Annotated in this window: 19 protein-coding genes; 6 read left to right on the top strand and 13 right to left on the bottom strand. The window is 67.3% G+C overall.

All coding sequences use genetic code 11. From position 1 onward, the window contains the following. Positions 1-91 precede the first annotated feature (91 nt). Positions 92-982: a sulfite exporter TauE/SafE family protein gene (locus tag ACX12F_RS06815; protein WP_459368852.1), complete on the top strand. Its 891-nt coding sequence runs from the start codon at positions 92-94 to the stop codon at positions 980-982. Between the two features lie 9 nt (positions 983-991). On the opposite strand, the gene rdgB is transcribed toward ACX12F_RS06815, so the two are convergent. From rdgB to clpS, 7 genes are all read right to left on the bottom strand, one after another. Continuing rightward, positions 992-1597 (bottom strand): RdgB/HAM1 family non-canonical purine NTP pyrophosphatase, encoded by a 606-nt coding sequence (gene rdgB, locus ACX12F_RS06810; RefSeq protein WP_459368851.1) that lies wholly within the window; start codon positions 1595-1597, stop codon positions 992-994. Further along, positions 1590-2372, bottom strand: a complete 783-nt coding sequence (gene rph / locus ACX12F_RS06805) for a ribonuclease PH (RefSeq protein WP_459368850.1) — start codon at positions 2370-2372, stop codon at positions 1590-1592. Before rph ends, rdgB begins: the two co-directional genes overlap by 8 nt. Positions 2373-2411: 39 nt before the next feature. Continuing rightward, positions 2412-3179 carry a cyclic nucleotide-degrading phosphodiesterase gene (locus ACX12F_RS06800; protein ID WP_459368849.1) on the bottom strand — a complete coding sequence of 256 codons (768 nt, stop codon included), beginning with the start codon at positions 3177-3179 and terminating at the stop codon, positions 2412-2414. A gap of 138 nt (positions 3180-3317) precedes the next feature. Beyond that, a complete protein-coding gene (locus tag ACX12F_RS06795) occupies positions 3318-3977 on the bottom strand; it encodes a rhomboid family intramembrane serine protease (protein ID WP_459368848.1) in 660 nt (219 codons plus the stop codon). A 57-nt stretch (positions 3978-4034) separates the two neighbouring features. Continuing rightward, positions 4035-5054 (bottom strand): P1 family peptidase, encoded by a 1020-nt coding sequence (locus tag ACX12F_RS06790; protein WP_459368847.1) that lies wholly within the window; start codon positions 5052-5054, stop codon positions 4035-4037. After that, entirely contained in the window at positions 5051-5632 is a 582-nt protein-coding gene (gene aosR, locus ACX12F_RS06785) for an oxidative stress transcriptional regulator AosR (protein ID WP_459368846.1), read from the bottom strand. The genes ACX12F_RS06790 and aosR overlap by 4 nt, the downstream gene beginning before the upstream one ends. Positions 5633-5635: 3 nt before the next feature. Beyond that, on the bottom strand, positions 5636-5947 hold the full coding sequence (gene clpS / locus ACX12F_RS06780; protein ID WP_133428166.1) for an ATP-dependent Clp protease adapter ClpS: 312 nt from the start codon (positions 5945-5947) through the stop codon (positions 5636-5638). Between the two features lie 53 nt (positions 5948-6000). Here clpS and ACX12F_RS06775 point away from each other — a divergent pair, with 53 nt between their 5' ends. Both ACX12F_RS06775 and ACX12F_RS06770 read left to right on the top strand, forming a co-directional pair. Then, positions 6001-7278 (top strand): nicotinate phosphoribosyltransferase, encoded by a 1278-nt coding sequence (locus ACX12F_RS06775; RefSeq protein WP_459368845.1) that lies wholly within the window; start codon positions 6001-6003, stop codon positions 7276-7278. After that, positions 7275-9290, top strand: coding sequence for an ATP-dependent DNA helicase (locus ACX12F_RS06770; RefSeq protein WP_459368844.1), 2016 nt, complete (start codon positions 7275-7277; stop codon positions 9288-9290). Before ACX12F_RS06775 ends, ACX12F_RS06770 begins: the two co-directional genes overlap by 4 nt. 193 nt (positions 9291-9483) lie before the next feature. Here ACX12F_RS06770 and ACX12F_RS06765 read toward each other — a convergent pair whose 3' ends face one another. Next, a complete protein-coding gene (locus tag ACX12F_RS06765; RefSeq protein WP_459368843.1) occupies positions 9484-9933 on the bottom strand; it encodes a MarR family transcriptional regulator in 450 nt (149 codons plus the stop codon). 102 nt (positions 9934-10035) lie between these two features. Between ACX12F_RS06765 and ACX12F_RS06760 the strand changes: the two genes are divergently transcribed. Next, complete coding sequence (locus ACX12F_RS06760) at positions 10036-11250, top strand: FAD-dependent oxidoreductase (RefSeq protein WP_459368842.1); 1215 nt, start codon at positions 10036-10038, stop codon at positions 11248-11250. Here the strand turns inward: ACX12F_RS06760 and ACX12F_RS06755 are convergent, their stop codons facing one another. Together ACX12F_RS06755 and glgP are read right to left on the bottom strand one after the other, a co-directional pair. Continuing rightward, positions 11251-12096 carry a virginiamycin B lyase family protein gene (locus ACX12F_RS06755; RefSeq protein ID WP_459368841.1) on the bottom strand — a complete coding sequence of 282 codons (846 nt, stop codon included), beginning with the start codon at positions 12094-12096 and terminating at the stop codon, positions 11251-11253. It abuts the gene before it with no gap. Further along, positions 12093-14711: an alpha-glucan family phosphorylase gene (gene glgP / locus ACX12F_RS06750; protein ID WP_459368840.1), complete on the bottom strand. Its 2619-nt coding sequence runs from the start codon at positions 14709-14711 to the stop codon at positions 12093-12095. Before glgP ends, ACX12F_RS06755 begins: the two co-directional genes overlap by 4 nt. A 184-nt stretch (positions 14712-14895) precedes the next feature. Between glgP and ACX12F_RS06745 the strand changes: the two genes are divergently transcribed. Beyond that, positions 14896-16962, top strand: coding sequence for an alpha-1,4-glucan--maltose-1-phosphate maltosyltransferase (locus ACX12F_RS06745; protein WP_459368839.1), 2067 nt, complete (start codon positions 14896-14898; stop codon positions 16960-16962). Beyond that, complete coding sequence (glgB, locus tag ACX12F_RS06740; protein ID WP_459368838.1) at positions 16959-19136, top strand: 1,4-alpha-glucan branching protein GlgB; 2178 nt, start codon at positions 16959-16961, stop codon at positions 19134-19136. Before ACX12F_RS06745 ends, glgB begins: the two co-directional genes overlap by 4 nt. 14 nt (positions 19137-19150) lie before the next feature. Here the strand turns inward: glgB and ACX12F_RS06735 are convergent, their stop codons facing one another. From ACX12F_RS06735 to ACX12F_RS06725, 3 genes are all read right to left on the bottom strand, one after another. Further along, the gene (locus ACX12F_RS06735) at positions 19151-20038 is read right to left on the bottom strand and encodes a tetratricopeptide repeat protein (RefSeq protein ID WP_459368837.1); all 888 of its coding nucleotides are present in this window, start codon (positions 20036-20038) and stop codon (positions 19151-19153) included. Positions 20039-20051: 13 nt separating this feature from the next. Then, positions 20052-20411 (bottom strand): DUF3817 domain-containing protein, encoded by a 360-nt coding sequence (locus ACX12F_RS06730; RefSeq protein ID WP_459368836.1) that lies wholly within the window; start codon positions 20409-20411, stop codon positions 20052-20054. 129 nt (positions 20412-20540) lie between these two features. Next, complete coding sequence (locus tag ACX12F_RS06725) at positions 20541-21734, bottom strand: acetyl-CoA C-acetyltransferase (protein WP_459368835.1); 1194 nt, start codon at positions 21732-21734, stop codon at positions 20541-20543. Between the last annotated feature and the right edge of the window lie 9 nt (positions 21735-21743).

The raw sequence follows: 21743 nt of genomic DNA, 5'->3' as shown, positions 1-21743 counted from the left end.
GCATCATTCGGCCTCTCGCTCACTGAAACGCATTTGTCTACTTGTCAGACAAGTGCGATAGTTCGTCGTGCCGATCCCAAGGAGAACTCATATGCCCGCCGAACGCCCCGCTCCGCCGAACGCCGCCGTCATGCGAGGCGGACTACCCGCCGAACTCGGTGTGGGCACCATCGGCGGAATGATCGGCGGCCTCTTCGGCGGCGGCAGCGGCGTCTTCTACGTGCCGGCCCTGGAGCATTTGACCGCGCTGCCGCGGCCAACCCTGCACGGGACGGCCACCGCCGCCAACACCGCCGTTGTCGGGGTCGGCGCACTGACCTTTGCGTTGGCCGGCGGCAGCATCGACTGGAACGCCGGCATCGGCATGCTGGTCGGAGGGACGATCGGCGGCCTCTTCGGCGCCAGGCTGATCATGAAGGTGTCCCACGCCACCCTGCGCTGGCTATTCGTCACGGTGCTCTTACTGTCGGCGCTCAAGCTCGGCCTGGACATCGCCGGCGTCCACCTGCTCCAAGGCGGGGCGGCATTTTCCGCCGCTGTCGTTCACAACTGGATCTACGTCGCGCCGGTCTCGCTGGCCAGCGGGCTGCTGATAGGCGCCTGGGCCGCAGCAGTCGGCCTGGGCGGCGGGCTACTCGCCGTTCCCGCACTGATGATGTTGTTCGGCTGCGACCTGCATACGGCGATTGGAACATCGCTGCTGATGTTCGTCCCGAACTCGATCGTCGGATGGATCATGCACGCCCGCCAAGGAACAGCGTCACCCCGGCTGAGTCTGACCCTCAACGTCGGCGCGCTGCCGGGGGCGATTGCCGGCGCAGTGCTGGCCCTGGTCCTGAACGCCAAGGCACTGTCGGCGACATACGCCGCCTTCTGCCTATTCGTCGCAATCCGCGAACTGATCCGGATGTACCGCGCACGATCCCCACAGATCGACGCCGAACCCCAGGACATCGTCGTCGCTATCGCCGATGCGCCATGAGAGCCGAGACTAGCCCGCAGCCAACTCCCGCAGCGCCGGTACCAACTGCGCCAACGCGCGCCCGCGGTGTGACGCCGCGTCCTTCTCGGCAGGCGTCAGCTCCGCGGCCGACACCGAACCACCGGCCGGTACGAAGATCGGGTCATAGCCGAATCCACCGGACCCCCGCGGCTCCCGCGCGATAACGCCCGGCCACTCACCGCGCACCACCACCGAACCTGCGGCGGAAACCAGCGCGCAACACGACACGAACGCCGCACCGCGACGGTCGTCGGGCACATCCTCGAGCTGCCCGAGCACCAGCTCCAGATTCGCCCGGTCATCCCCATGGCCGCCGGCCCACCGCGCCGAGAGCACGCCGGGCATGCCGTTCAACGCATCGACCGACACTCCGGAATCATCTGCGATGCAAGGAATTCCGGTGGCCTCGAACCCGTCGCGGGCCTTGGCCAACGCGTTCTCCTCGAACGTCGCCCCGGTCTCGGGCGCCTCGGGGTACTCGGGCACATCGGCCAACGACAACAACGTCAGACCGACAACACCCGCGGCATCAAGGACGCGCTGCAGCTCCGCCAGCTTCTTCGCATTGCGCGAAGCGACCAGAAGCTCAGGCACCAAATGCCTTCTTCGCGGGCCCCGTCGGCTCGGGCAGCACACCCGGATACGGCAGCTCCAGAGCCTCGCGCTGCAGCGCGAACAGCTGGTCGCAGGCAGCCAAAGCCGCGTCCAGAAGCTTGTCCAGCGTCGAGCGCGGGAACGTCGCACCCTCGCCGGTCCCCTGCACCTCCACCAGGGTCCCGGTGTCGGTGGCGACGACGTTCATGTCGACCTCCGCGCGCGAGTCCTCGGTGTACGGCAGGTCCGTGCGGACGCGGCCGTCGACCACACCCACCGACACGGCAGCGATGGCACACGACAGCGGCCGCGGATCCTTCAACCGTCCGGCCGCGGCCAGGTAGGTGACAGCGTCGGCCAACGCCACATACGCGCCGGTGATCGCTGCAGTGCGGGTACCGCCGTCGGCCTGCAGCACGTCGCAGTCGATGGCGATGGTGTTCTCGCCCAGGGCACTCAAATCAATGCACGCACGCAGCGAGCGGCCGATCAACCGGCTGATCTCCTGGGTCCGCCCACCGACGCGGCCCTTCACCGACTCGCGGTCGGAGCGGTCATGCGTGGCGGCCGGCAGCATCGCGTATTCGGCGGTCAGCCAGCCCAAGCCGGAACCCTTGCGCCAGCGCGGCACGCCTTCGGATACCGATGCCGTGCACATCACGCGCGTTTCACCGAACTCCACCAACACCGACCCCGCAGGGTGGTTGGTGAATCCTCGGGTGATCTTTACCGGGCGGAGTTCGTCGTCAAGGCGACCGTCTTCTCGTCGGGACACCCGACAACCCTAGCGGGCCGCCCTGAGCACGGCGGTGACTTACCGGCGGGTGATGTCGAACGACTCGTTGCAGACCACGCCGTGCACGGGTCCGTCGAACTCGGCCTTGGCCTCGCTGATGACGTCCTCGCGGGACGTCCACGGCGGGATGTGGGTCAGCAGCAGCTCTTTGACGCCGGCCTCGCGAGCCGCGCGGCCGGCCTCGGTGCCGGACAGGTGCAACTTCGGCGGACGGTCGGGAGAGTCGGTCCACGACGCCTCGCACAGGAACACGTCGGCACCGCGAGCCAGGTCGACCAACGCGTCGCAGTAGCCGGTATCCGCGGAGTAGACGAGCGTCGCGCCGGACGGATCGGTGAAGCGCATGCCGTACGACTCGGTCGGGTGGCAGACCAGGCGCGGCGTCACGGTCAGCGAGCCGATCTCGACGTCTTCGCCGTCCACCCAGACCTTGATGTCGAAGATGTCGGTGATGTCGTCGATCTCGCCGCCCTCGGGTGACGACGCCGCACCGAGCCGGTGCCAGGTGGCCGCCGGCCCGAACATCAGCGCGCGGCCGACCGGCGGATTCGGGTGGTAGCGCCGCCAGACGAACAGCCCTGGCAAGTCCAAACAATGGTCGGCATGCAGATGCGACAGCAATATATTTACCGAACCCGGATCGGCATGACGCTGCAGTGCGCCGAGCACCCCGCCGCCGAAGTCGATAACCATCGGCGTGGTGTCCGGAGCGGTCAGCAGATAGCCCGAGGCCGGAGAATCCGGCCCACCCACGCTGCCGGAGCAACCGAGAATGGTGAGGCGCACACCCCTAGCTTGCCACGCCGACACGCCCTGCGACGAAAAGACGGCACCTTTGGGCGGCCAGTTTCTCGATTACTCCCGAAAGCGATACCGATCACGCTTGGGGCAGCGCGATGGGCGGCGAATGCCGAATTCAGCAAATTACGTCGGAATCGACGGCAGGGCTGCGCCCTTACGCCGTTCGCGCGCTTCTCTTTCCGGACTGCTCAGCAAATACGCGGCGAGCACACCGGCGATGCCACCGCACAGATGGCCCTGCCACGACACGCCGAAGGTGCCCGGCAGCGCGCCCCACAGCACACCGCCATAGACGAACAGCACCACGACGCCGACGACGATCTGCCACGCATGCCGAGTGAAGAAGCCGAACACGATGAGGAACGTCAGCCAGCCGAAGATCAGCCCAGACGCCCCGATGTGCACCGACTCGACGCCCTGCGGCGCGCCGATGTTGCCGATGAGCCACGTACCGAAACCGCCGAGCAGCCAGATGATCAGAGTGGCCGCGAGGAACCGGCCCATGCCCGCGAGCGTCACCAGGAACCCGAGCACCAAGGCCGGACCCGTGTTCGCGAGCAGGTGCGCCCAGTCGGCGTGCAGCAGCGGCGCCCACAAGATGCCCCAGAGGCCATCGGTCTCCAGCGGCCGGATGCCGTCCTGATTGAGCTCCTGATGATGCAGCGCATCCCAGCCTTCGATGAGCCACAGCAGCGCGACGAAGCTGACGATCGTGACACCGCCGACCTTCCACGTCGCAGGCGGCTTCGGCTTCGACGGAGTCGTGGACAAGTCGTGCGTCATGCTCGATCCGCTCCGCTACTCGCTGGCGTCATACCCTCAGGCTACCGACGAACGACGTCAGGCGAAGGCTCCCGGCAGCAGCTCGCGGTAGGTCGGGATATCGGCGATCGACTCCGCAGCCAGCACCCCGACCATCACGGCGGTGGCGAGCGCGTCAGCAGCAGCGGCCCCGATCTCGGAGATCAGTCGCGTCTCAGGATTCATCTGCTCCGGCGTCGCCGGGTCCGGCTCGATGTGGACCCGGCCCGTCGCCAGCGCGAAGACGGTGTCGCCGTCGACGGCGGTATGCGCCGGACGGATCGTGTGGGCCAGTCCGTTGTGCGCGGCGACGGCCACCTTCTTGCAGCCGCCCGGGCTGAGCGCGGCATCGGTCGCGACGACGGCGATGGTCGTGTTGAGCGGCTTGGGGTCTTTCACCCGGGTCGCATACGCCTCGATCTGGTCGGCCGGTGGCGGCTTCAGGCCAAACCGGGCGATCTGGTCCGCCGACCACGGCAGCCCGGTCTGCGGGTCGACGACGTGGCCGGCCGCATTGACGATGACGAGCGCCCCGACGGTGACACCATTGTCGAGCGTGACCGATGCCGTCCCGAGTCCGCCCTTGAGCGCCCCGGCCCGTGCACCCGCGCCCGCGCCCACGTTGCCGGTGGGCACGTCGGTGCCGGCATGGGCGACGGCCTGGTAGCCGAATTCGGCCGTCGGCCGGTTGGCCCACGCGCCGACGGGTAGATCGAAGATCACGGCGCCCGGCACGATCGGCACCCGCCCGCCGGGCATCTTCACGCCGCGGTCGTGTTCCTCGAGCCAGGTCATGACGCCGTCGGCCGCGGCGAGCCCGTAGGCGCTGCCGCCGGTGAGCACGATCGCGTCGACATGCTGCACGCTGTTGGACGGGTCGAGCAGGTCGGTCTCGCGGGTGCCGGGCGCTCCGCCGCGCACGTCGACCGCGCCGACGGTTCCGGGCGGCGCGAGCACGACGGTGGTGCCGGTCGCCCAGCCGCCGCCCAGGGTGGCGTCTTCGATCCGCTGGTAGTTGCCGACCAGGATGTCAGGGACGAAGGTGATGGAACCCGTCACCGCTCGTCCAGCAGACTCAGCACCAGATACTCCTGCAGATACGTCAGCCACTGATACACCTCCAGATGCCCCGCCATCGGATGATCCGGCGAAAGACGTTGCGGCCCATCGGGTCCGATGTCGAGCATGGCGCCAAGGGCCAGCCGCACGTCGTTGATCGCGGCCGCCCAGTCCTGCGCCTGCTCTTCTGTCAGTTCGAACTTGCCTGCCGGCTCCGGAAGCGAGTCCAGAAGGCGTTGCGCGGCTTGCCGTTTGGCGTCGATGATGGTCGGTTCATGCAGGCTGCGCAGTGCGCCGTTGAGGCTCTCACCGGCGGCGCGGCCGTCTGGATGCTTGGCCGGGTCGTGATAGAAGTCCGGCAGCAACCGGCGCATGGTGTCGTCGTCGGGGGGCTGCGACGGCCCGATCTTCATGCCGGTCAATTCGGCGAGTTCGTCACGCGGTAAAGCGGATTCGCGTTCGTCGAGCATCTCGATCAGCGAGCCGACCAAGTTGCGCAGCATGGTGACTTCGTGCGCTTCCAGACCCGACTTGATGCGCACGCCCGACGACGTGGTCACCCGCTTCCACTTGCGCACCGCTCAGCGGTCCTGCTGCATGGTTGCCCACAGCCCGGCTGCGTGCAGTTTGGTGACGTCGACCTCCATCGACTCCCGGCTGCCCGCCGAGACGACGGCTTTACCCTCGGTGTGCACCTGCATCATCAACTCGGTGGCGCGCACCTCGCTGTAACCGAAAAGCTTCTGGAAGACGTAAGTCACGTAGGTCATCAGATTCACCGGGTCGTCCCAGACGATGGTCACCCACGGACTGTCCAGGCCGGCCACCTCTTCGACGTCAGTCGCGGGGCTTGTCCGCGCGACTACCGTCGACGAGCTGGCACCCAGAACCATGAGCCCAGAATAGCGGGGCAGATGCGCGGTGAAGAACCAGTACGGTGAGGTCTGTGACCGCCGCGTTGCTGACCGACAAATACGAGCTCACCATGCTCGCTGCCGCCCTGCGCGACGGCACGGCGCATCGTCGCGCGTCGTTCGAGGTGTTTGCCAGGAGACTGCCGTTCGGACGCCGATACGGAGTGGTCGCCGGCACCGCGCGGTTCCTGGCGGCGCTCGCCGACTTCCGGTTCGACGACACGGCGCTGGCCTCACTGGACTTTCTCGACGCCGAGACACTGCGCTGGCTCGCTGACTACGAGTTCCGCGGCGACATCGACGGCTACCCCGAGGGCGAGCTGTACTTCCCCGATTCTCCGGTGCTGTCGATCCACGGCACGTTCGCCGAATGCGTGATTCTCGAGACCCTCGTGCTGTCGATCTTCAATCACGACACCGCGATCGCGTCAGCGGCCGCGCGCATGGTCAGCGCCTCGACCGGCCGGCCGCTCATCGAGATGGGTTCGCGCCGCACACACGAGCACGCCGCGGTCGCCGCGGCCCGGGCCGCATACCTCGCCGGGTTCCTCGCCTCCTCGAACCTGGAGGCGCAGCGGACCTACGGCGTCCCCGCGCTGGGCACCAGCGCGCACGCCTTCACCATGGTGCACACCGCGACGAGCGGTCCCGACGAGGTTGCCGCGTTCCGCGCCCAGGTCGACGCGTTGGGCGTCGGGACGACGCTGCTGGTCGACACCTACGACATCACCCAGGGCGTGGCCAACGCCATCGAGGTGGCCGGACCCGAGCTCGGCGCGGTCCGTATCGACTCCGGCGACCTGGGCGTCATGGCCCGCCAGGTCCGCGACCAACTCGACGCACTGGGTGCGCGCGGCACCAAGATCGTGGTGTCCGGCGACCTCGACGAATACTCGATCGCCGCGCTGGCCGCCGCACCGGTCGACGTCTACGGCGTCGGCACGTCAGTGGTCACCGGGTCCGGTGCGCCAACGGCGTCGATGGTCTACAAGCTGGTCGAGGTCGACGGCATGCCGGTGGCAAAACGCAGCAACCGCAAGGAATCTCACGGCGGCCACAAGGCGGCGCTGCGGTTGGCAAAAGAGTCGGGAACCATCATCGAAGAGGTGGTGTACCCGGCCGATTCACCCCCACCCGACGACGGACGGGTGCTGACGGTTCCGTTGGTGCGGTCGGGTTCGGTCGTGTGCCACTCGTCGCTGGCCGATGCCCGTGCGCGCGTCGCCGCCGGACTGCACAGCCTGCCGTGGGACGGACTCAAGCTCTCCGCCGGTGAGCCCGCCATCCCGACCCGACTGGTGGGTGCATGAGCCGCAAAACCAAAGCGACGGACGCTACAAACGTTTCTGGGCTGCTGTCCATCGCGGTATCCGCCCTCGGCGGTGCCGAGCGCAGCGGCCAGATCGAGATGGCCGAAGCCGTCGGCCATGCCTTCGACAACGGTGAACACCTGGCGGTTCAGGCCGGCACCGGCACCGGAAAGTCCTTGGCGTACCTGGTGCCATCCATCGCGCACGCCGTCGCATCGAATCAGCCTGTGGTGGTGTCGACCGCGACCATCGCACTGCAGCGCCAGCTTGTGGACCGCGACCTGCCCCGCTTGGCCGACGCCTTGGCTCCGCACCTGCCGCGCCGTCCCGAGTTCGCATTGCTCAAGGGCCGCGGAAACTACCTGTGCCTGAACAAGGTTCACAGCGGAGCCTCTGCCGAAGAAGATCTCCCCCAGGAGGAGCTGTTCAACCCTGTCGCCGCGTCGGCGTTGGGCCGTGACGTCAAGCGACTCATCGAATGGTCGTCGGACACCGAGAGCGGTGACCGCGACGAGGTGGTGCCGGGCGTGCTGGACCGCGCCTGGTCGCAGGTCAGCGTCGGCGCCCGGGAGTGCATCGGCGCCACGCGATGCCCTTACGGCACAGATTGTTTCGCCGAGAAGGCCCGCGCCAAGGCGGGTGCGGTCGACGTCATCGTCACCAACCACGCGCTGCTGGCCATCGATGCCATCTCCGAGGTCAATGTGCTGCCCGAACACCAGTTGCTCGTGGTCGACGAGGCCCACGAACTGGTCGACCGCGTCACGAGCGTGGCGACCGGCGAGCTTTCCGCAACGTCCATGGCCGTGGCACTCCGACGCGCCGCCCGGCTGGTGGAACCTGAACTGGCAGAACGCCTCGAGGCTTCCATCGCCACACTGGGGTCGGCCATCCACGATATGGAGCCCGGACGCATCGACGTGCTCGACGACGAACTCGCCACCTATCTGACGGTAGTGCGCGATTCGACGGACAAGGTCAAGATGGCGATCGATACCGCACCGTCGGACCCCACCGCCGCGGCCGCACGCAGCGAGGCCGTCACCGCGCTGACCGATCTCAGCGACACCGCGTCCCGCATCATCGACTCGTTTGTGCCGGCCATCCCCGACCGCTACGACGTGGTGTGGCTGGACCGCGAAGAGTCCAGGGGCTCAGTGCGTTACGTCCTGCGAGTAGCTCCGCTGTCGGTGGCCGGGCTACTGCGCGGCCGGCTGTTCGGCGAGGTGACCGCAGTGCTGACGTCGGCGACGCTGACCATTGGCGGGCGCTTCGAATCGATGGCCCGAGCGTGGGGACTGTCGGCGCCCTCGGAAGAGGATGCCTCCACGTCGTCAGCTCCTCGGTGGAAGGGCATGGACGTGGGTTCGCCCTTCTCCCACGCCAAGTCGGGAATTCTGTATGTCGCGAAGCATCTGCCGCCACCAGGACGCGACGCCGCTCCACCGGAGCAACTCGACGAAATCTACGAGCTGATCACCGCTGCCGGCGGACGTACGCTCGGCCTGTTCTCGTCGATGCGCGCCGCCAAGACCGCCGCCGAGATCATGCGTGAACGGCTCGACACCCCGGTGCTGTGCCAGGGCGAGGACTCGACGTCAACGCTGGTGCGCCGCTTCACCGAAGACGCCGAGACGTCGCTGTTCGGCACGCTGTCGCTGTGGCAGGGCGTCGACGTGCCGGGACCGTCGCTGTCGCTGGTGATCATCGACCGAATTCCGTTCCCCCGCCCCGACGATCCGCTACTGACGGCGCGCCAGCGGGCCGTTGCCGCACGCGGCGGCAACGGATTCATGGCGGTGGCGGCATCGCACGCCGCGCTGCTGCTGGCGCAGGGCGCGGGGCGACTGCTGCGCAGCGTCAACGACCGGGGCGTCATCGCGATCCTGGACTCCCGGATGGCGACGGCGCGCTACGGCGGATTCCTGCAGTCGTCGCTGCCGCCCTATTGGTCGACGACCGACCCGGTTCGGGTGCGCAGCGCACTGGAGCGGCTGGCTGCATCCAGCTGACGAGACTCGTGGGCCGTGCGCCCGCGGTCTGCGCCGCCCGCAGCCCACAGCCCCGGGGAACTCCTTCCCCACCACTTCACGTCAGGACCTGTCAACCGAGGCTGACACCGTCAGCATGTGATGACAATGTCAGCCCATGCTGTCGGGTCCGGATCGCACACGTTGCAGACAGAGGCGACACGCCCGACGTCGATCACAACCCACGCAGCCGCTCGACATGGTCGCGCTGCAATTCGGCTGCCCGCGTGAGGAACTCGGTGATCAGCTCGAGCTGTTTGGTGCTGTATCGGCTCAGCAAGCTGCGCTCCCCCTCGGCCACCAGCGGACCGATGAGTTCGAAGGCGCGCTCACGCGCACCTGCGGTGGCGTGCACCAGCAGTTTGCGGCGATCACTCGGGTGCGCTGAGCGCGTCACATAACCGACCTTCTCCAAGCGGTCGAGCATCGTCGTGGCGCTGCCGGTGGTCAGACCCAGCCGGTCGGCCAACTCCCGCGGGGTGAGGCCATCCGGCGTTTCCTGGATCAGGATCTCGAGACACCGCGCATCCGTCGTGTTGATGCCGAGCAGCCGCGCGACCTCGCGGTCGAAGTCGTCGACCGCCGCCTGATAGGCCTGCACCGCCGCACCCAGACGGTCCGTCACCGGTTTTTCGCTTGACAATCGAGCGATCTTCCTTTCATTCTATTGCTTGATAATCAAGCTATCTGATTGTCGAGCCATCTGGCGAGATACCGAGGAACACGCATGACCGAAGCACTCATCATCGGCGCCGGGGTTGCCGGCCCGGTCCTGGGCATCGCGCTGCAGCGGGTGGGAATCGACGCGCACGTCTTCGAACGCTCCCCGTCCGGCGCCGACCTCCGCGGCGCCTGGCTGAACTTTCAGGCCAACGGCATGGATGCGCTGCGCGCTGTCGATGCAGCCGGGCCGCTCGAGAACCTGGGTTACCCGAACGACGCCATCAGTTTCATCACCGGCAGCGGTAGAGAGCTGGGCCGAATTCCCATGGCCGCACGGCGCCCGGACGGCCAGCTGTCGGTCATGATGCGTCGCGCCGACCTCTACCGCGAACTCAACGCGCTGGCCACCGAACGCGGTGTGCACTATAGCTACGGCACGGAGTTCGTCTCCGCGACAACAGCTTCCAACGGCCGGGTCCGTGCGCGATTCGCCGACGGCAGTACCGCGACCGGCGATCTTCTGATCGGCTGCGACGGGATTCATTCGGCAGTGCGCCACACCATCGACCCGCACGCTCGCGCGCCCCGCTACGTGCCGGTACTCAACGTCGGGGGTTACATCCCGAACTTCACCGTCGACGTGCCGCCGCGCGAATTCCGGATGCAGTTCGGCACCCGGTGCTTCTTCGCCTGGTTCCCGACCCCGGACGGTGGCACCGTCTGGTTCGCCAACCCACCGATGGCCCGCGAACCCGAACGCGGGGTGTTGTCCGACATGACCGACGCCGACTGGCGAAACTGGCTGCACCAGTTGATGTCCGGCGATACCGGACCCGCCCACGACATCATCGACGCCGCGCCTGGCCCGATGATCGGGTGGGCCACCTACGACCTACCGGTGGTCAAGCACTGGCACAACCACCGCAACCAGATCATCATCGGCGACGCCGCCCATGCCACCGCACCATCGGCAGGCCAAGGCGCGTCGATGTCCGTCGAGGACGCCGTCATACTCGCGCAGTGCCTGCGCGATTGCCCTGACATCCCAACGGCATTCACGACATTCGAATCGCTGCGCCGCAGCCGGGTGGAGAAGATCGTCCGCCACGGACACCGGTCGGCCAACAGCAAGGCCGCCGGCCCGGTAGGGCGGTTCCTGCGTGACCTGATTCTGCCGGTGGCGTTCCGGCAGGCCGCCAAAGACGACGGCCGCTCGATGATGTGGCTGCAGGGCCACCACATCGAGTTCGACCACACCGTCCAGCCGGTGCCTGCCTAGTTACACCGGCAGGCGCACCACGAACCCGGACTCCAGCGCCACCCACAGCGCGCCATCACGATCGACGGCCAACCCGTGCGGCTCGCTGCCCGGCGGCAGATCGAATGTCGAGACCTCGCCGTCGGCGGTGACCCGGGCGATGGCATCTGCGCCCCACAGACTCACCCACACGCCATCGGCCGCATCGGCGACCACCGCGTGCGGCTTGCCCGGCAGGTCCAATTCCTGGATGGCGTCATTCAGCGGGATGCGGCCCAGCTTGCCCGCACCAATTGCGGTGAACCACACGGCATCGTCATGGGTGGCGCAGATGCCGACGGGCCCCGCGGACGGCGTCGGAGTCTGCCGGACCGACAGCTTGCCGTCCACCGTCAGTCGCCCGATGGCAGACTTCTGATTCAGCGTGAACCAGAGTGCACCGTCGCCGCCTCCGGTGATCATCGACGGCATCCCGCCGGGCGCGGCGACCTGCTCCACGACGCCGTCGGCACCTACGCGACAGACCGTCCCAGCGTCCATGGCGGTGAACCAGACGGCGTCGTCGGGTCCGACTGCGATGCCGAATGGCGCACTGCCCGAATCTAGTTCAACGAACGTCAGGGCACCGTCACCATTGATCCGGCCCAGCCGGTCGGTGCCGGCACAGGTGAACCACATCGCCCCATCGGAGCCCGCGCAGATCTGCATCGGCCGGCTGTCGGCACCGACTTCGAACAGCCGCACGGCACCGCGGGCGTCAACCCGGGCCACCGAACCTGCCGACACCAACGTCACCCACATCGCGCCGTCCGGGCCGGCCGCCAGCGCGTACGGTCCACCATCGACCGCAACAGTCAGTGCACTCACGCCAGCGTGACCAGCCCGAGTTCGTTGTCGGCGGCCAGCAATGCGTTGTGCGGCAACACCCGAACGGTGTACCCGACGGGCCCGGCCACCGGCAGCGGCGTGGTTGCCGAGAAGACTTCGACGCCACCCTCGCCGGAATTCGTGTGCGTCATGGGCACCGTCACCGGGTCCACCAGTTGGTCGCCGGCGTCGACCCGTCCCAGAACCGCTTGCACCACAACTTCGTCGGTGCGCAGACCAGCCAGCTGCACCTTGGCGGTCAGCGACAACTCCGAACCCAGCAGCGGCGTATCGGGCAGCCCGTAGCTGTCGACGTCGGTGATCTGAATCTTCGGCCAGGTCTCGGTCACCCGCTGGCGATAGGCGGCCAACGACCGGGCCGCACCGAACGGCACGCCGTCGATCGGCTCTATCGTGTGCCGGAACGACTGCGCCGCAGGGCCGTAATACTTCTCGGTGTAGTCGCGCACCATGCGCGACGCCAGCACCTTCGGCCCGAGCGACTGCAAGGTGTGCCGCACCATCTCGACCCATCGCATCGGCACGTCGTGCTCATTGCGCTCGTAGAACTTGGGCGCCACCGAGTGCTGCATCAGGTCGTACAGCGCGGCGGCTTCGAGGTCGTCGCGGCGGGTCTCATCGGTGACGCCGTCAGCAGTCGGTATTTCCCAACCGTTTTCGCCGTCGTACCACTCGTCCCACCAGCCGTCGCGGATCGAGAGGTTAAGCCCACCGTTGAGCGCGCTCTTCATGCCCGACGTGCCACACGCTTCCAGCGGACGCAGCGGGTTGTTGAGCCACACATCGCAGCCCCAGTACAGCACGCGGGCCATCGACATGTCGTAGTCCGGCAGGAATGCGATCCGGTGCCGCACCTCGGGCCGGTCGGCGAATTTCACCACCTGCTGGATCAGCGCCTTCCCGCCGTCGTCGGCCGGATGCGACTTGCCCGCGACGATCAGCTGCACCGGCCGCGACTCGTCGAGCAGCAGCCTTTCCAGCCGCTCCGGGTCGCGCAGCATCAACGTCAACCGCTTGTACGTGGGCACCCGGCGAGCGAAGCCGATTGTCAACACCGACGGATCGAAAGCCGTTGCGATCCAACCGAGTTCGGCCTCGGTGGCACCGCGCTCCAGCCACGAACGCCGCAGTCGCGCCCGCACATCGGCAATGAGCATCCTGCGCAGCTGCGACCGGATCCACCACAGGTGGCCAGGGTCGACGTCGTGCAGCCGCTGCCACAGGTGCGGCTCCCCCGCCGCCTGGTCGACCGCCTCCATGCCCTCGACGCCGACCAGCTCCCGGCCCAACTCCAGCCACTTCGGCGCCGCCCACGTGGGCGCGTGCACGCCGTTCGTGATCGAGCCGATGGGAACCTCGGCCTGGTCGAATCCCGGCCACAGTTCGTTGAACATGCCGCGGCTCACCCGGCCGTGCAGCAGGGACACCCCGTTGGCGCGCTGCGCGAGCCGTAAACCCATGTGTGCCATGTTGAATTTGCTCGGGTCGTCCTCGGCACCGAATGCGACCACGCGGTACAGCGGCACCTCGGGCAGCAGCGGTGCGGCGACGGTGTCGTCGAAGTAGCGGCGCACCATCTCGACAGGGAACCGGTCGATGCCCGCCGGCACCGGGGTGTGGGTGGTGAACACGGTCGACGACCGGACGACCGTCAGCGCGGTCTCGAAGTCCAGTCCTGAGCCGCTGATGTACTCCCGAATACGTTCCACGCCAAGGAAACCCGCGTGGCCTTCGTTCATGTGATAGACCTCGGGCGCTTCGATGCCCTCGATCTCGGTGAACGCCCGGATGGCGCGGATGCCACCGATGCCGGCGAGTAGCTCCTGCTTGATCCGGTGTTCCTGGTCGCCGCCGTACAGCCGGTCGGTCACCGAACGCAGCTCATGGTCGTTCTCAGGGATGTCGGAGTCGAGCAGTAACAACGGAACTCGCCCGACCTGCGCCACCCATACCCGCGCCCGCAGCACCTGCGACTCCGGCAGGTTCAGGGACACCAGGGTCGGTTGGCCGTCCGCGCCGGTCAACAGCCGCAGCGGCAGACCCTGCGGGTCGAGCGACGGGTAGTTCTCGTGCTGCCAACCGTCGGCCGTCAGCGACTGCTTGAAATAGCCGGACCGGTAGTGCAGCCCGACCGCGATCAAAGGCAGGCCGAGGTCCGACGCCGACTTGAGATGATCACCCGCGAGGATGCCCAGACCACCGGAGTAGTTGGGCAGGACTTCCGCGACGCCGAACTCCATGGAGAAATAGGCGATGCCCTTCGGCATCGCGGGGCCGCCGTCCTCGGCATGGTCGGCCTGCTCCTGGTACCACAGCGGCCGGCTCAGATAGTTGTCCAGATCGGTGGCGCGGTAGTCCACCCGGCCGACGAAGTCCTCGTCGGCCGCCAGTTCGTCGAGGCGCGCGGGGCTGACCGCGCCGAGCAACGCCACCGGGTCGGCGCCAACCTGTTCCCACAGCACCGGATCGATCTCCGCGAACAGCTCCTGAGTGGGCGTGTGCCAGGACCAGCGCAGGTTGATGGACAACCGCTCCAGGGCGGCGAGACGTTCGGGCAGGTGGGCACGGACGGTGAACCGACGGAGGGCTTTCACACAAAAGAACCTTACTGACATTTTTTCCACGTGCAGGGTCAGTTCAGCGACGGCGCACGACGCATCCAGCCGCTCACTGCCCCTGGGGTGTCATCGACTACTACGGTGGGTATCAGAAGCACGGGCGGGCCATTGAGGCCACTACGGTGCGTAGTGGCATGTGCCCGGGTAAGGAGTGGTTTGGGTGGCCGGTCGGATCGAGATCGACGACGTCGCACCAGTGGTGTCCGCAGGCCGATATCCCGCCAAGGCCGTGGTGGGCGAAGTGGTTCCGATCAGTGCCACCGTGTGGCGCGAGGGGCACGACGCCGTCGCCGCAACGCTGGTGGTGCGCTACCACGGACCCACCTACCCGCAGCTCGCTGAAACCCCGCCCGGTGCAACGGCGGTGCCGGCTCCGCCTCGCGCAAAAATCAAGCCCACCCGGCTGCCCATGGCACAGGGCTTCACGCCCGACGTGTTCCACGGCCAGTTCACGCCCGACGAGGTCGGATTGTGGACCTTCCGGGTCGACGGCTGGGGCGACCCGATCGCGACGTGGCGACACGCCATCACGGTCAAGCTCGAGGCGGGGCAGAGCGAGGCCGAGTTGTCCAACGATCTGCTGGTCGGCGCGACCCTTATGGAGCGTGCCGCGACGGCCGTCCCCCAGGACGACCGCACGCCGCTGCTCGCAGCCGCGAGGCGGCTCCGGGAGCCCGGCGACCCGTATGCCCGAGCCGCGGCAGCGTTGGCGCCCGACGTCACGGACCTGCTGCGCAAGTACCCGCTACGTGAATTGGTCACGCGCGGAGAGCAATACGGCATCTGGGTCGACCGTCCGCGGGCCCGGTTCAGCTCCTGGTACGAGCTGTTCCCCCGGTCCACCGGCGGCTGGGACTCCGAAGGCCGACCGGTGCACGGCACGTTCTCCACGACCGCCAAGGCCATTCCACGGGTTGCCGCAATGGGTTTCGACGTCTTGTACCTGCCGCCGGTGCATCCCATCGGCAAGGTGCACCGCAAGGGCCCGAACAACAGCGTCACCGCCGCACCCGGCGACGTCGGTTCTCCGTGGGCCATCGGCAGTGACGAAGGCGGGCACGACGCGGTGCACCCGGACCTCGGGACCATCGCCGAGTTCGACGACATGGTCGCCACCGCCCGCGACAACGGCCTTGAAGTGGCTCTCGACCTGGCGCTGCAGTGCGCACCTGATCACCCGTGGGCCAAGGAGCACCCGGAGTGGTTCACGGTGTTGCCCGACGGCACCATCGCATACGCGGAGAATCCACCGAAGAAGTACCAGGACATCTACCCGCTGAACTTCGACAACGACCCGGCAGGCCTGTACGACGAGGTGCTGCGCGTGGTCAAGTTCTGGATGTCGCACGGCGTCAAGATCTTCCGTGTCGACAATCCGCACACCAAGCCGGCGAACTTCTGGGCCTGGCTCATCGCCCAGGCCAAGAACATCGACCCCGACGTCTTGTTCCTGTCCGAGGCGTTCACCCGCCCGGCCCGGCTCTACGGCCTCGCGAAACTCGGCTTCACCCAGTCGTATACGTACTTCACGTGGCGTAACTACAAGTGGGAGATCACCGAGTTCGGCCAGCAGATCGCCGAGTACGCCGACTTCTACCGACCCAACCTGTTCGTCAACACCCCCGACATCCTGCATGCCGGCCTGCAGCACGGCGGCCCAGGGATGTTCGCGATCCGCGCGGTGCTGGCTGCCACGCTGAGCTCATCCTGGGGTGTCTACTCCGGCTATGAGTTGTTCGAGCACCTGCCGGTGCGCGAGGGCAGCGAGGAGTACCTGGACTCGGAGAAGTACCAGTTGCGGCCGCGGGACTTCGAGGCGGCGCTGGCCGGCGGCCGGTCCCTGGAGCCACTGCTGACCCGGCTCAACGAGATTCGGCGCGTGCACCCGGCGCTCGGCCAATTACGGACCATCAAGTTCCATCACATCGACAACGATGCGATGTTGGCGTACAGCAAGTTCGACCCCGTTACCGGCGACACCGTCCTTGTGGTGTTGACGCTCAACGCATTCGGCCCCGAGCAAGCAACGCTGTGGCTGGACATGGGCGCCCTCGGCATGGAGGAACACGACCGGTTCTGGGTGCGAGACGAGATCACCGGTGAGGAATATCAATGGGGCGCAGCAAATTACGTACGACTGGACCCGGGCAAAGCAGTAGCCCACATCCTGAATATGCCGCAAATCCCGTACGACAAACGGCTGAACCTCCTGCGGAGGCAACCGTGACCAGCCACCTCCGGCCACCCACCGCCGACCTGGCCCGACTGCTGGCCGGCGAGCACCACGACCCGCATTCGATCCTGGGCGCGCACGAATACGGCAAGCGCACCGTCATCCGGGCACTGCGTCCACATGCCACCGGCGTCACGGCGCTGATCGGCAAGAAGCGCTACCCGATGGAGGCCATCGAGGATGGCGTGTTTGCCGTCGAGGTGCCGTTCACCAAGCTGGCCGACTACCGCTTCGAGGTCGAATACCCAGGCGACGTCTTGCACGTCACGGCTGACCCGTACCGCTTTCTGCCGACGCTCGGCGACATGGATCTGCACCTGCTGGCCGAGGGGCGCCACGAACGCCTCTGGGAAATCCTTGGTGCCCAACCCCGTTCGTTCACCACACCCGACGGCGTCGTCGACGGGTTCTCGTTCGCGGTGTGGGCGCCCAATGCCAAGGGCGTCAACCTGATCGGCGACTTCAACCACTGGGACGGCAGCGAGGCCCCGATGCGGGCACTGGGCTCGTCCGGGGTGTGGGAGCTGTTCTGGCCCGGGTTCGAAGCCGACAGTCTGTACAAGTTCCGCATCCGCAGCGGCAACGGAGCAGTCAGCGATCGCGCCGATCCGATGGCCTTCAGCACCGAGGTGCCGCCGCTGACGGCGTCGAAAACCTTTGTCAGTTCCCATGTCTGGAACGACGACGCATGGATGACCGCCCGTGCCGAGCTGAACCCGGTATTCGAGCCCATGAGCACCTACGAGGTGCACCTCATGTCCTGGCGCCCCGGGCTGAGCTACCGGGAGCTGGCCGTCGAACTCACCGAATACGTGGTGGCGCAGGGCTTCACGCACGTCGAGCTACTTCCGGTGGCCGAGCACCCCTACGGCGGCTCCTGGGGTTACCAGGTGACGTCGTACTACGCGCCGACCTCGCGGCTCGGCACACCCGACGACTTCCGGTATCTGGTCGACACGCTGCACCAGGCCGGCATCGGCGTGATCGTCGACTGGGTGCCCGCGCATTTCCCCAAGGACTCGTGGGCACTCGGTCGCTTCGACGGCACGCCGCTGTACGAGCACGCCGACCCTCGGCGCGGCGAGCAACTCGATTGGGGCACCTACGTTTTCGACTTCGGACGCAACGAGGTCCGCAACTTCCTGGTGGCCAACGCGCTGTACTGGCTCGAGGAGTTCCACATCGACGGCCTCCGCGTCGACGCCGTCGCCTCCATGCTGTACCTCGACTACTCCCGCCCCGACGGCGGTTGGACGCCCAACATCTACGGCGGCCGGGAGAACCTGGAGGCCGTGCAGTTCCTGCAGGAGATGAACGCCACCGTCCACAAACTGGTCCCCGGCATCGTCACCGTCGCCGAGGAATCCACCTCGTGGCCTGGCGTCACCCGCCCGACAAACCTTGGCGGCCTTGGCTTCTCGATGAAGTGGAACATGGGGTGGATGAACGACACCCTGGACTACATCAGCCACAACCCGGTGCATCGCAGCTATCACCACCACGAGATGACGTTCTCGATGCTGTACGCCTACAGCGAGAACTACGTGCTGCCGATCAGCCACGACGAAGTCGTGCACGGCAAGGGCACACTGTGGACCCGGATGCCCGGCGACGATCACGCCAAGGCCGCAGGCCTCCGGCAGCTCCTGGCCTACCAGTGGGCCCACCCGGGCAAGCAATTGCTGTTCATGGGACAGGAATTCGGCCAGCGCGCCGAGTGGTCCGAGGAACGAGGACTGGACTGGTTCCAGCTCGGCGAGCACAGCTTCTCCACGGGGGTGCAGCAGCTGGTCCGCGACATCAACGGCATCTACCGCGACAACCGCGCGCTGTGGTCCCGCGACAGCAATCCCGAGGGTTACTCGTGGATCGACGCCAACGACTCGAACAACAATGTGCTGAGCTTCCTGCGGTTCGGCGACGACGGGTCGGCCATCGCCTGCGTCTTCAACTTCTCCGGTAGCGAGCACTCGCAGTACCGGCTGGGCCTGCCGCACACCGGTACCTGGCACGAACTGCTCAACACCGACGCCACCGTCTACAACGGTGCCGGCGCAGGCAACATGGGCGTGGTCGAGGCCACCGACGACCCCTGGCACGGCCGGCCCGCGTCCGCGGTCCTGGTACTCCCGCCACTGTCAGCGCTGTGGCTCAAGCCCGCCGAGTAGACCGCGAGCAGAGATCAGTAGAGGGCGTTGGCGAGGTTGCGCCGGCCGGCGATGACCTCAGGGTCGGCCGGGTCGAACAGGTCGAACAACTCGATGAGCCGGGTCCGCACGCGGGTCCGGTCGTCGCCCGAAGTCTTCTTGACGAGCGCGATCAGCCGGTTGAACGCAGCGGCGACGTCGCGCTGGAACAGCTGCACGTCGGCGGCCGCGAAGGCCAGGTCGATGTCGTCGGGTGAAGCATCGGCGAGGCGCACGGCTTCCGGCCGCTGCGCAGACGCACGCTGCAGGAACGCGATCTGCTGCACGGCACCCTTGGCCTCGACGTGCGCCGGGTCGGCGTCGAGGATCGCCTGGTACGCGGCCAAGGCCGCGTCGAAGTCTCCGTTGTCCAGGAAGTCCCGGGCCTGCGCGAGTGCGGGGTCGACCTGCTCCTCCTCGCCCTCGGCGCCGCTACCGAGCTTGCCGGCGGTCGCCTGCAGCAGCGAGTCCACCCAGCGTCGCAGCTGATCAGCCGGCTGGCCGCCCTCGAAGCTCGTGATCGGCTGTCCCCCGGCCAACGCCACAACCGTCGGTACGCCCTGGATACCGAACATCTGCGCAATGCGCGGCGCGGTGTCGACGTTGACCGTGCCGAACGACCACTTGCCGCCGTCTTCGGCCGCCAGCGCGGACAGCGTCTGCCCCAACTGGACGCTCGAGTCGCTGCGCGGCGACCACAGCAGCACCACGACGGGCACCTCGCCGGAGCGGATGAGCACCTCGGCTTCGAGATTGGCCTCGGTGATCTCGATGCCACCGGGTGCGCCACCGGCAGCGGCAGCGCCTTCGGCGGGACGGTTCTTGAGCGCGGAGAGGTCAACCGCACCAGCCAGCGCGGGACCGATAGGACGCGGACGAGTCACGCTGTCCAGTCTGTCACGCGACGGCTGACGTCTCCGGTTCGGCCTCGGCCGCAGGAGCACCGACAGCCAGGGCCCCGCTTCGTTCGGCCCAGCGCAGGAAGATCACACTGGCCAGCGGCACGATGCTGGCCAGCGCCGCCGACACCCACGTGACCGGGGACCAGCGCGCAGCCCGGCCTACGACCAGTCCGGTGGCCAGGAACGCCAGAAACACCACGCCGTGGACCATGCCGAAGATGTGCACGCCGATCTCGGTCCGGGGCGTGCCGAGGTACTTGAAGTACATGCCGGTCAGCAGCCCGATCCAGCTGAAGGCCTCGGCCAACGCGATCAGACGAAACCAGCCCGCCACCCGGGACACCACAGCGCTCATGGCGCCATTGTGCCCGAGTGACGGGCTGACTACTACGAGGCGTAGTTCACACCTCGTCGTCGCCGAGATGACGGTAGCTGACGAAAATCGGCGGAAAACCGTCATCAAGCGCCATCTCGGCGGGGAAAACTAGGGACGACGCAGGATCAGGGCGTCGCCCTGACCACCGGCGCCACACAGCGCCGCCACCGCGTACTTCCCGCCCCTGCGCTGAAGCTCGAGAGCGGCATGCAGGGTGATGCGGGCGCCGGACATGCCGATCGGGTGACCGATGGCGATGGCGCCACCGTTGACGTTCACCTTGGCCGGGTCGACGCCAAGCTCCTTGGTCGAGGCCAGCGACACCGCGGCGAACGCTTCGTTGATCTCCAGCACGTCCAGCTGGTCGACCGTGATGCCCTCACGCTCGACGGCCTTTTTGATGGCGTTGGCCGGCTGGCTCTGCAGCGTCGAGTCCGGACCGGCGACGACGCCGTGCGCCCCGATCTCGCACAGCCAGGTCAGGCCCAGCGACTCGGCCTTTTCCTTACTCATCACCACGACGGCACACGCGCCGTCCGAGATCTGCGACGACGAACCGGCGGTGATGGTGCCGTCCTTGCGGAACGCCGGCTTCAGGCCGCCCAGGGACTCAGCCGTGGTGTTGCCCCGGATGCCCTCGTCCTCGGCGAACTCGATCGGGTCGCCCTTGCGCTGCGGGATGGACACCGGCACGACCTCGTCGGCGAAGACGCCGTCCTTCCAGGATGCGGCGGCCTTCTGGTGCGACTGCGCGGCGAACTCGTCCTGCTCGGCGCGGGTGAACTTGTCCTGGTCGTTGCGCTGCTCGGTCAGGGCGCCCATCGGCTGGTCGGTGAACACGTCGTACAGACCGTCGTACGCGAGGTGGTCCAGCGCGGTCACGTTGCCGTACTTGTAGCCCTCGCGGCTCTTGGGCAGCAGGTGCGGCGCCTGGCTCATGGACTCCTGTCCACCGGCCACCACGACCTCGAACTCACCGGCGCGAATCAGCTGGTCAGCGAGCGCGATGGCGTCGATGCCCGACAGGCACATCTTGTTGATGGTCAGCGCCGGGACGTCCCACGGAATGCCGCCGCCGACGGCCGACTGACGCGCCGGCATCTGGCCCGCACCGGCGGTCAGGACCTGGCCCATGATCACGTAGTCCACGATGGACGCGTCGGCCTCACCATTCGGGAAGGCCTTTGCCAGAGCACCCTTGATCGCGAGAGCCCCCAGGTCGCTACCCGAGAAGTCCTTCAGCGAACCCAGCAGTTTGCCCACCGGGGTGCGGGCTCCAGCAACAATTACCGAGGTCGTCATTTCCATCCT

The organism is Mycolicibacterium sp. HS_4_1, from assembly GCF_054515875.1.
The sequence above is the reverse complement of the archived record's forward strand: the minus strand, read 5'-3'. Positions and strand labels throughout refer to the sequence as shown.

Bases quoted from the DNA above. Each gene is read 5' to 3' on its own strand.
- ACX12F_RS06815 (WP_459368852.1), top strand. From the start codon at position 92: ATGCCCGCCGAACGCCCCGCTCCGCCGAACGCCGCCGTCATGCGAGGC.
- ACX12F_RS06795 (WP_459368848.1), bottom strand. From the start codon at position 3,977: ATGACGCACGACTTGTCCACGACTCCGTCGAAGCCGAAGCCGCCTGCG.
- clpS (WP_133428166.1), bottom strand. From the start codon at position 5,947: ATGGTTCTGGGTGCCAGCTCGTCGACGGTAGTCGCGCGGACAAGCCCC.
- ACX12F_RS06770 (WP_459368844.1), top strand. From the start codon at position 7,275: ATGAGCCGCAAAACCAAAGCGACGGACGCTACAAACGTTTCTGGGCTG.
- ACX12F_RS06760 (WP_459368842.1), top strand. From the start codon at position 10,036: ATGACCGAAGCACTCATCATCGGCGCCGGGGTTGCCGGCCCGGTCCTG.
- ACX12F_RS06730 (WP_459368836.1), bottom strand. From the start codon at position 20,411: ATGAGCGCTGTGGTGTCCCGGGTGGCGGGCTGGTTTCGTCTGATCGCG.
- ACX12F_RS06725 (WP_459368835.1), bottom strand. From the start codon at position 21,734: ATGACGACCTCGGTAATTGTTGCTGGAGCCCGCACCCCGGTGGGCAAA.